Genomic DNA, 9447 nt, shown 5'->3' on the forward strand with positions numbered 1-9447 from the left:
TGCCTACTTCGGCTGTTTCTTGAACAGCTCGCGGAAGACCGGATAGATGTCGGCCGGCGTGACGATCTTCTGCATGGCGAAATTCTTGTGGTGGTCGGCCACCTCGCAATATTGCTCCCACAGGTTTTGCGGCGGGCCGTCGGTGATCTCGACATAGGTGTAATACTGGACCCGCGGCATGATGGCGTTGTTCAGGATCTGCTTGCACAGCACCGAATCGTTGTCCCAGTTGTCGCCGTCCGAGGCCTGGGCCACGTAGGCGTTCCAGTCGGCGCTGCCGTAGCGCTCGGAAATCACTTTTTGCAGCAGGTGCAGGGCCGAGGACACCACGGTGCCGCCGGACTCGCGCGAATGGAAGAATTCGTTCTCGTCGACCTCGGCCGCCGCCGTGTGGTGGCGGATGAAGACCACTTCGATCTTTTCGTACGCGCGCTTGAGAAACAGGTAGAGCAGGATGAAGAAGCGCTTGGCCGTGTCCTTGCGGGTCTCGTCCATCGAGCCGGAGACGTCCATGATGCAGAACATCACCGCCTGGGTGCTTGGCTTGGGCACCTTGATCCGGTTCGAGTACCGCAGGTCGAAGGGGTCGATGAAGGGAATGGCATTCAGGCGAATGTGCAGGTGGTGGATGCGGTCCTTGAGCTCGACCACCATCTCGTCATCCAGGGGGGCGCCGGCATCGAGCAGGGCCTGCAATTGTTCTTCGGCTTCCTTGAGCTGGCGCCGGGCCGGGCCGCCGACGGCGATGCGGCGGCCGAGTGCGCCGCGCAGCGAGCGCAGCACATGGATGTTCGATGGGGTGCCGGAAACGTTGTAGCCGGCGCGCTGGCTTTTGAATTCGACGGTCTGGGCGAGCTGGGTCTTGACCATGTTCGGCAGCTCGAGATCTTCGAAGAAATAGTTCATGAATTCTTCGCGCGACAGCTCGAAGATGAAATCGTCTTCGTTGGTCTGGTCGCTGTTGCCGGCGCGGCCGCGCCCGGCGCCGCCACCGCTGCGCGGGCGGTTGAACTGGTCGCCTTTCTGGTATTCGGTATTGCCGGGGTTGACGGTTTCCCAGACGCCGCCATGGGCATGGCCAAAATGCGGCTCGTTCACGTCCTTGACGGGAATCGTGACCTTCTCGCCGTTCTCGATGTCGGTGATCGAGCGGCCCTTGATCGCGCGGCCGACCGCATCCTTGATTTGCGCCTTGTAACGGCGCAGGAAGCGTTCGCGGTTGACCGCTGACTTGTTCTTGCCCTGCAAGCGACGGTCGATGAGGTAAGTCAAACTGGCCTCCTTTGATGACGGCTCTTGAGTCGCCGATACTTTGCGGGCGAAATCTCGATACGTCTATCTTAATACGCGCCGCAATCGCGTGTGCAGCGCACGCCATTTCGCGGCGCGCGCCGGCGCCTTTGTCAGGAGGACTTCCTCACGCGCAAGTACCATTCGCAAAGCAGGCGCACCTGTTTCGGCGTATAGCCTTTCTCGACCATGCGGGCCACGAAGTCGGCATGCTTGTTGGCATCCTCGGCGCTCGCTTTGGCATTGAAGGAAATCACCGGCAGCAGTTCCTCTGTGTTCGAGAACATTTTCTTCTCGATCACGCTACGGAATTTCTCGTAGCTGGTCCATGCCGGATTCTTGCCGGCATTCGTGGCCCGCGCACGCAGGCTGAAGTTGACGATCTCGTTGCGGAAGTCTTTCGGGTTCGAGATGCCGGCCGGCTTCTCGATCTTCTCGAGTTCGGCATTGAGCGATTCGCGGTCGAAGCTTTCGCCGGTGTCCGGATCGCGGAATTCCTGGTCCTGGATCCAGAAGTCGGCAAAGGTGACGTAGCGGTCGAAGATGTTCTGGCCGTATTCCGAATAGCTTTCCAGGTAGGCGGTCTGGATTTCCTTGCCGATGAAATCGACATAGCGCTGCGCCAGGTGCTCCTTGATATACGACAGGTAGCGCTGTTCGGTCTCCGGCGGGAACTGCTCGCGTTCGATCTGCTGTTCGAGTACGTACAGCAGGTGCACCGGGTTGGCCGCCACTTCGGTGTTATCGAAGTTGAAGACCTTGGACAAGATTTTGAAGGCAAAGCGCGTCGACAGCCCGTTCATGCCTTCGTCCACGCCGGCGTAGTCGACGTATTCGTGCAGCGACTTGGCTTTCGGATCGGTATCCTTCAGGTTCTCGCCGTCGTAGACCAGCATCTTGGAATAGACACTGGAATTCTCCGGGTCCTTGAGGCGCGACAGGATGGCGAACTGCGCCATCATGCGCAGCGTGCCCGGGGCGCAAGGCGCCTTGTCGAGCGAGGAGTTGTGCATCAGCTTGTCGTAGATCTTGATCTCGTCCGACACGCGCAGGCAGTAAGGCACCTTGACGATATAGATGCGGTCGAGGAAAGCCTCGTTGTTGCGGTTGTTGCGGAAGGTCTTCCACTCGGACTCGTTCGAGTGCGCCAGCACGATGCCCTCGAAGGGAATCGCGCCGAAGCCTTCTGTGCCCTTGTAGTTGCCTTCTTGTGTGGCCGTCAGCAGCGGGTGCAGCACCTTGATCGGCGCCTTGAACATCTCGACGAATTCCATCAGGCCCTGGTTGGCCAGGCACAGGCCGCCTGAATAGCTGTAGGCGTCCGGATCGTCCTGGGCATAGTCTTCCAGCTTGCGGATGTCGACCTTGCCGACCAGCGAAGAAATATCCTGGTTGTTCTCGTCGCCCGGCTCGGTCTTGGAAATCGCGATTTGTTTCAGGATCGACGGATAGCGCCGCACGACGCGGAACTTGTTGATGTCGCCGCCGAACTCGTGCAGGCGCTTGACCGCCCACGGGCTCGGGATCGCGCGCAGGTAACGGCGCGGGATGCCGTAGTCTTCCTCGAGGATGGTGCCGTCTTCCAGCTCGTTGAACAGCCCGAGCGGCGATTCGTTCACGGGCGAACCCTTGATCGCATAGAAGGGCACGTGTTCCATCAGGCTCTTGAGCTTTTCCGCGATCGACGACTTGCCGCCGCCCACCGGCCCCAGCAGGTAGAGGATCTGCTTGCGTTCTTCCAGGCCTTGCGCCGCGTGGCGGAAGTAGGAGACCACCTGCTCGATCACTTCTTCCATCCCGTAGAACTCGCGGAAGGCCGGATAGATCTTGATGACCTTGTTCGCAAAAATGCGCGACAAACGCGGGTCGAGGCGGGTGTCGACGAGGGTAGGCTCGCCGATGGCGGCCAGCATGCGTTCCGGGGCGGTAGCGTAGGTGAGGGGATCCTGTTTGCACAATTGGAGGAACTCCGACATGGAATATTCCTCTTCCCGGGTGCGCTCGTAGCGGGCTGCGTAGTTGTCAAAGATGCTCATTTCGAATGTCCTTTATGTACAAACAGCGTGTGCTAACAACGATCACTGTCATGGCAGCCGAATTGTCGAAGGCAGCCTTGGGGCCCCGGGGTTTTTTTTGGCGTTGCTCCTAGTCGGTCGCCCGCATACGGAACCGGGATGGCCGGCGCCGCGGATGCTGCGATTTTTTTGTTATTGACCCGGAATGGTTTCCGGTCTCCCGCTGTTGGAGAGCGTCTTTTTTTTGCGTTTGTGAAATTTATTATGTGCCTAATAGTTCCCGAAGTCAAAGCGTGTCGTGCAAGCTGATGTAAGTTCTGTAAGTGCTTGAATCGAATAAGGAAAGAAGGTTTTTGCAGGGTGGCGGAAACGCTACAAAACGAGCGTATTGTCTTCCCGTCATGACGGTCGATCGGTGCCCGTCGACCTGCTTCCGGCCTGTCGTTTTTTTCGTGACCACGAGCCGATACTGCACTGTATGCCCAAGCCGCGCCGCACGCAAATCGCGCCCCGGAAATGCCGTTTTTTCCTATGACGGAAAGCCTTTCGCACGCATGCGTTACACTTGTCCACCATGCCTTGTCCCGCCGGAGAAACTATGCTGAACGACCAGCTGCGCCACATTCTGCTCACCATGCCGAAGGCCGAATTACATATCCATATCGAAGGATCTTTGGAGCCAGAGCTGATATTTGAGCTGGCACAAAGAAACGGCGTCTCGCTACCCTATGCCTCGGTCGAGGCGTTGCGCGAGGCCTACGCTTTCAGCGACCTGCAGTCCTTCCTGGACATTTATTACGCCGGCGCCAGCGTGCTCCTGACCGAGCAGGATTTCTACGACATGACGGCCGCCTACCTGGCGCGCGCCGCGCTGGATAACGTACGCCATACCGAGATCTTCTTCGACCCGCAGACGCATACGGCGCGTGGCGTGCGTTTTGAAACCGTCATCACGGGTATCTGGCGCGCCTGCCAGGACGCTCCCATCAGCGCCAGCCTGATCATGTGCTTCCTGCGTCACCTGTCCGAAGAAGAAGCGCTGGCCACGCTCGACGAGGCGCTGCCTTACCGCGACAAGTTCATCGGGGTGGGCCTGGATTCCTCCGAGGTCGGCCACCCGCCGGAAAAATTCGCGCGCGTGTTCGAGCGCGCGCGCCAGCTTGGCCTGCGCCTGGTGGCGCATGCGGGCGAGGAGGGTCCGCCCGCCTATATCGAAAGCGCGCTCGACGTGCTGAAGGTCGAACGCATCGATCACGGCGTGCGCAGTCTGGAAAGCCCGGAGCTCGTGGCGCGCCTGGTGCGCGAGGGCATGGCGCTGACCGTCTGCCCGCTGTCGAACATCAAGCTGCGCGTGTTCGACGTGATGGGGAGCCACAACCTGCGCGAGCTGCTCGACCAAGGCCTGGTGGCCACGGTCAATTCGGACGACCCGGCCTATTTCGGCGGCTACATGAATGACAATCTTCTGGCCGCGTTCGAGGCTTTACCGCTCGATGCCGGCCATGCGCGCCAGCTGGCGCACAACAGCTTTGCCGCTTCCTTCCTCGACCCGGAGCGCAAGCGCGCGTTCCTGGCCGAGGTGGACGCCTTCTTCGCCAACCCGTCCTTCGCCAACCATTAAGGGCAGCACATGTTCAGACAGTCCCTCCGCATGACCGCCCGCGACTGGCGCGCCGGCGAGCTGCGCTTCCTGCTGGTGGCCCTGATCGTGGCCGTGGCGGCATTGTCCTCGGTGGGCTTCTTCATCGACCGCATGCGCGCAGGCCTGAACCGCGACGCCCACCAGTTGCTGGGCGCCGACCTCCTGATCAATGCCGACGACCCGATCCAGAAGAACTGGCGCGACGAAGCGCGCCGGCGCGGCCTGCTGGTGGCCGAGACCGTGGCCTTCCAGAGCATGGCGCAAGCCGGGGAGGGCGAAGCGTCAAGTGCCCAGCTGGCCGCGGTGAAGGCGGTCGAAGCGGGCTACCCGCTGCGCGGGCAGCTGAGCATCACCACCAATCCGGACGAAGCCGGCGGCGCCATCGGCCGCAAGACCCGCGCCACACCCGAACCGGGTACCGTCTGGGTCGACGCCAACCTGCTGCCGGCCCTGCGCGTGGGCGTGGGCAGCAGCATCCAGCTGGGCGAGAAGACCTTTCGCATCGCGCAGCTGATCGCCACCGAACCCGATAAAGGTGCCTCGTTCGCCAACTTCGCGCCGCGCGTGATGCTGTCGCTGCAGGACCTGGCGGCCACCAGGCTGGTCGATGACTTCTCGCGCGTGACCTACCGCCTGCAGGTGGCCTCGACGGCGAAGAACGACATGGCAAGCGTTGCGGCCTTCGAAAAATGGCTGCGCGCCGACCTCGCCGCCCGCAACGTGCGCGGCGTGCGCATCGAAACCCTGGAGAACGGCCGGCCCGAGATGCGCGCCACGCTCGACCGCGCCGACAGCTTCCTGTCGCTGGTGGGCCTGCTGTCGGCCATGCTGGCGGCAGTGGCGGTGGCCATGGCGGCGCGCCGCTTCATGCAGCGCCACCTGGACGCCTGCGCCATGCTGCGCTGCCTGGGGCTGACCCAGAACCAGGTGGGCGCGATGTACCTGATCGAATTCGCGCTGGTCGGCCTGGCGGGCAGCGTGCTCGGCGTGCTGGTGGGCTTCGGCGCCCACTTCATCCTGCTCGAGTTGATCGGTAGCCTGCTGCCGCCGGATTTGCCGCCGGTCTCCATGCTGCCGGCGCTGCAGGGCATCGCCACCGGCTTGCTGCTGCTGGTGGGCTTTGCCCTGCCGCCGGTGCTCCAGCTGCGCAACGTGCCGCATAACCGCGTCATCCGGCGCGAAGCGGCGGCCCCCCAGCCGCTGGCCTTGGCTACCTATGGCCTGGGCATCGGCGTGTTCCTGGCGCTGCTGCTGTGGCAGGCAGGGGACACCAAACTGGCCCTGATGACGGCCGCCGGCTTCCTCGGCGGCCTCGGTGTGTTTGCCCTGGTCGCCTGGCTCGGCCTGCGCCTGCTGCGCCACCTGCGCGGCGCTCTCAAGCACCAGGGCTGGCGCTTCGCCATCACCTCGCTGCAGCGCCGCCCTGGCGCCACCGTCGTGCAGGTCGTGTCGCTCTCGCTCGGGCTGATGGCGCTGCTGCTGCTCACGGTCGTGCGCGGCGATTTGATGAGTGCCTGGCGCACCGCCACGCCGCCGGATGCGCCGAACCGCTTCATCATCAATATCCAGCCGGAGCAAGCGCCCGGGGTCGAACGCCAGCTGCGCAGCGCCGGCGTCAAGGACGTGACGCTGTTCCCGATGATCCGCGGGCGCCTCACTGCCATCAACGGCAAGCAGCTCACCCGCGACAGCTTCCAGAACGGCGAGGCGCGCCGCATGGCCGAGCGCGAGTTCAACCTGTCGACCACGGACACGCTGCCGGAATCGAACGAGGTGGTGGCCGGCAAGTGGTTCGTCGACGCGGCGGGTGCGGCAAGCATGGGCGAAGCCTCGGTCGAGCAGAAGCTGGCCCAGACCCTGGGCCTCAAACTGGGCGACGTGATGCGCTTCGACATGGGCGGCCTGGTCGTGGAATCGAAGGTGACCAGCCTGCGCAAGCTCGAATGGGGCTCGATGCGGGCCAACTTCTTCGTCATCATCAACCCGCAAGCGATGCAGAACGCCCCGCGCAGCTACATGACTGCTTTCCATCTGCCCGGCAGTGCGGGCGGCCTGACCAACAGCCTGACGCGCGCCTACCCGAACCTGACCGTGATCGACGTCTCCGGCATCATCCGACAGTTGCAGGACGTGCTCGACCAGGTCGTGGTGGCGGTCGAATTCCTGTTCGTGTTCACGCTCGCCTCCGGCGTGCTGGTGCTGTACGCGGCGCTGATGGGTTCCCAATCCGAGCGCACGCGCGAAGCCGGCCTGCTGCGCGCGCTCGGCGCCACGAAAGGGCAGCTGGCCACCGCCCAGCGCATCGAATTCATCCTGGTGGGCAGCCTGTCCGGCGTGCTGGCGGCGAGCGGCGCGGCGGCCATGGGCTGGGCGCTGGCCGAATACGTCTTCAAGTTCCCCTGGCGTTTCGAGCCGGGCGTGTGGCTGGCCGGCGTGGCGGCAGGTGTCATCTGCGCGCTGCTGGGCGGTTGGCTGGGCCTGCGCAGCGTGCTGCGCCAGCCGCCGCTGCAGACCCTGCGCGAAGCCTGAGCGCATTTGCAACAAGGCGCAGCGGGGAGGGCCACGGGCCGTCTCCGCTGCGCTATCATGCTGCCCATGTCTGAATCCCAAACACTGTACGAGGTGATGGGCGGCGCCGGCCGCCTGCGCGAACTGGTCGACCGCTTCTACGACCTGATGGAGCTGGAGCCGGAATTCGCCGTCATCCACGCCATGCACCCCAGTCCCAACGACAGCTCGCGCGAGAAGCTGTTCATGTTCCTGTCCGGCTGGACCGGCGGGCCGAATCTCTTTGTGCAGCAGCACGGCCACCCGCGCCTGCGCGCGCGCCACCTTCCATTTGCCATCGGCACCCAGGAGCGCGACCAGTGGTTGCGCGCCATGGCCTGGGCGATGGAAGACCTGGGTTACGACGAGGCGCTGCGCATGCGACTGATGCAGTCGTTCTACCAGACGGCCGACTGGATGCGGAACAAGGCGGACTGACATGAGTATCATTGAACTGCTGATCGTGCTGGCCCTGGTGGTCGTCATCGTCCTGCAACTGCTGTTGCTTCAGCGCGCCCGCAATGCAGGCGACGGGCGCCACATCGAGCGCCTCGAACGCGAGCTGCGCCTTGAGCTGCAATCGACCGCCCAGGCCACGCGCCAGGAAGTGGCGGGGCACATGGGCCAGTACCACGCGGCCGGCGTGCAGCAGTTCGACAGCATGCGCCAGCAGATGCAGCTGCAATCGTCCAGCGGCCGCGAAGAGCAGGCGCGCGCGCTCAAGCGCTTCGCCGACACGCTGCAGCAGACCCTGTCGAACCTCACCGAATCGAACGCCCAGCGCATGCTGGAAGTGCGCGGCACCCTGGAAACCAGGATCCGCGACCTGCAGACGGACAACGCCAAGCGCCTGGAAGAGATGCGCCAGACCGTCGACGAAAAGCTGCACGCCACGCTGGAAACCCGCCTGACCGAATCCTTCCGCCAGGTGAGCGACCGGCTCGAAAAAGTCCACCAGGGCCTGGGCGAGATGCAGCAGCTGGCCATCGGCGTGGGCGACCTCAAGCGAGTGCTCACCAACGTCAAGACCCGCGGCACCTGGGGCGAAGTGCAGCTCGAGATGCTGCTCGAGCAGGTGCTCACCGTGGACCAGTATGCCAAGAACGTCGAGACCGTCGCCGGCACCGGCGCGCGGGTGGAGTTCGCGATCAAGCTTCCCGGCGTGAGCGAGGGCGGCGCGCCGCTGTGGCTGCCGATCGACGCCAAGTTCCCGAAAGAGCAGTACGAGCGCCTGCTGGACGCGGCCGACCGAGCCGACGCCGATGGCGTGTCCCGCGCCGGCGCCGAGCTGGAACGCGCGGTGCGCCTGGAAGCCAAGACCATCTGCGAGAAATACGTGTCGCCGCCGCAGACGACCGACTTCGCGATATTGTTCTTGCCGACCGAAGGCCTGTACGCGGAAGTGATGCGCCGCCCGGGTCTTGCCGACGACCTGCAACGCTCGCTGCGCGTGTCGATCGCCGGCCCGTCGACCCTGTCGGCGCTGCTCAACAGCCTGCAGATGGGCTTCCGCACGCTGGCGCTGGAAAAGCGCTCGTCCGAAGTGTGGCAGGTGCTGGGCGCGGTGAAGACCGAGTTCACCAAGTTCGGCGACGTGCTGGCCACCACCAAGGCGACCCTGGAAAAGGCCGCCAAGAACATCGAAGGCGCCGAAGTGCGCAGCCGCGCCATGGCGAAGAAGCTGAAATCGGTGGAAGCCTTGCCGGCCGAGGCGGCGCAACTGCTGCTGGGGACCGAACGCAGCGACGGCGACGAATAAATCCCCCCGCCGCAGCGCTTACATTAAACCCTCGAACGGGAGGATGTCGACCATGTCGCCCGAGACCTGAGTTCACTTCGGGGTCAGATACCGTCTTGAATTGCAAGCCCTTTCGACAGGTAATTTGCGTCGAATGGCTTGCCGGTGCGAATCACCCCGTAAATCAGATGAGTCAATTTGTGCATGACAGCGCA

At 63.5% G+C, this 9447-nt stretch carries 6 protein-coding genes; 4 read left to right on the forward strand and 2 right to left on the reverse strand.

The features are described 5' to 3' along the window. Positions 1–3 precede the first annotated feature (3 nt). Both AC56LR_RS20040 and AC56LR_RS20045 read right to left on the reverse strand, forming a co-directional pair. Positions 4–1272, reverse strand: a complete 1269-nt coding sequence (locus AC56LR_RS20040; RefSeq protein ID WP_497133003.1) for a YeaH/YhbH family protein — start codon at positions 1270–1272, stop codon at positions 4–6. Positions 1273–1403: 131 nt separating this feature from the next. Then, positions 1404–3326, reverse strand: coding sequence for a PrkA family serine protein kinase (locus AC56LR_RS20045; protein WP_497133005.1), 1923 nt, complete (start codon positions 3324–3326; stop codon positions 1404–1406). A 577-nt stretch (positions 3327–3903) separates the two neighbouring features. Here AC56LR_RS20045 and AC56LR_RS20050 point away from each other — a divergent pair. The 4 genes from AC56LR_RS20050 to AC56LR_RS20065 all read left to right on the forward strand — a co-directional run bounded on the left by AC56LR_RS20050 (position 3904) and on the right by AC56LR_RS20065 (position 9253). Continuing rightward, positions 3904–4926 carry an adenosine deaminase gene (locus AC56LR_RS20050; protein ID WP_497133007.1) on the forward strand — a complete coding sequence of 341 codons (1023 nt, stop codon included), beginning with the start codon at positions 3904–3906 and terminating at the stop codon, positions 4924–4926. 9 nt (positions 4927–4935) lie between these two features. Beyond that, positions 4936–7476, forward strand: a complete 2541-nt coding sequence (locus AC56LR_RS20055) for an ABC transporter permease (RefSeq protein ID WP_497133008.1) — start codon at positions 4936–4938, stop codon at positions 7474–7476. 66 nt (positions 7477–7542) lie between these two features. Further along, positions 7543–7932: a group II truncated hemoglobin gene (locus AC56LR_RS20060; RefSeq protein ID WP_497133010.1), complete on the forward strand. Its 390-nt coding sequence runs from the start codon at positions 7543–7545 to the stop codon at positions 7930–7932. A 1-nt stretch (position 7933) separates the two neighbouring features. After that, positions 7934–9253, forward strand: coding sequence for a DNA recombination protein RmuC (locus tag AC56LR_RS20065; protein WP_497133012.1), 1320 nt, complete (start codon positions 7934–7936; stop codon positions 9251–9253). The last annotated feature ends 194 nt before the right edge of the window (positions 9254–9447 follow it).

This window comes from Telluria sp. ZT3P39, from assembly GCF_059685935.1.

What these genes read in the sequence shown, in the direction of transcription:
- AC56LR_RS20060 (WP_497133010.1), top strand. Translation starts at nt 7,543, where the DNA reads ATGTCTGAATCCCAAACACTGTACGAGGTGATGGGCGGCGCCGGCCGC.
- AC56LR_RS20055 (WP_497133008.1), top strand. Translation starts at nt 4,936, where the DNA reads ATGTTCAGACAGTCCCTCCGCATGACCGCCCGCGACTGGCGCGCCGGC.
- AC56LR_RS20050 (WP_497133007.1), top strand. Translation starts at nt 3,904, where the DNA reads ATGCTGAACGACCAGCTGCGCCACATTCTGCTCACCATGCCGAAGGCC.
- AC56LR_RS20045 (WP_497133005.1), bottom strand. Translation starts at nt 3,326, where the DNA reads ATGAGCATCTTTGACAACTACGCAGCCCGCTACGAGCGCACCCGGGAA.
- AC56LR_RS20065 (WP_497133012.1), top strand. Translation starts at nt 7,934, where the DNA reads ATGAGTATCATTGAACTGCTGATCGTGCTGGCCCTGGTGGTCGTCATC.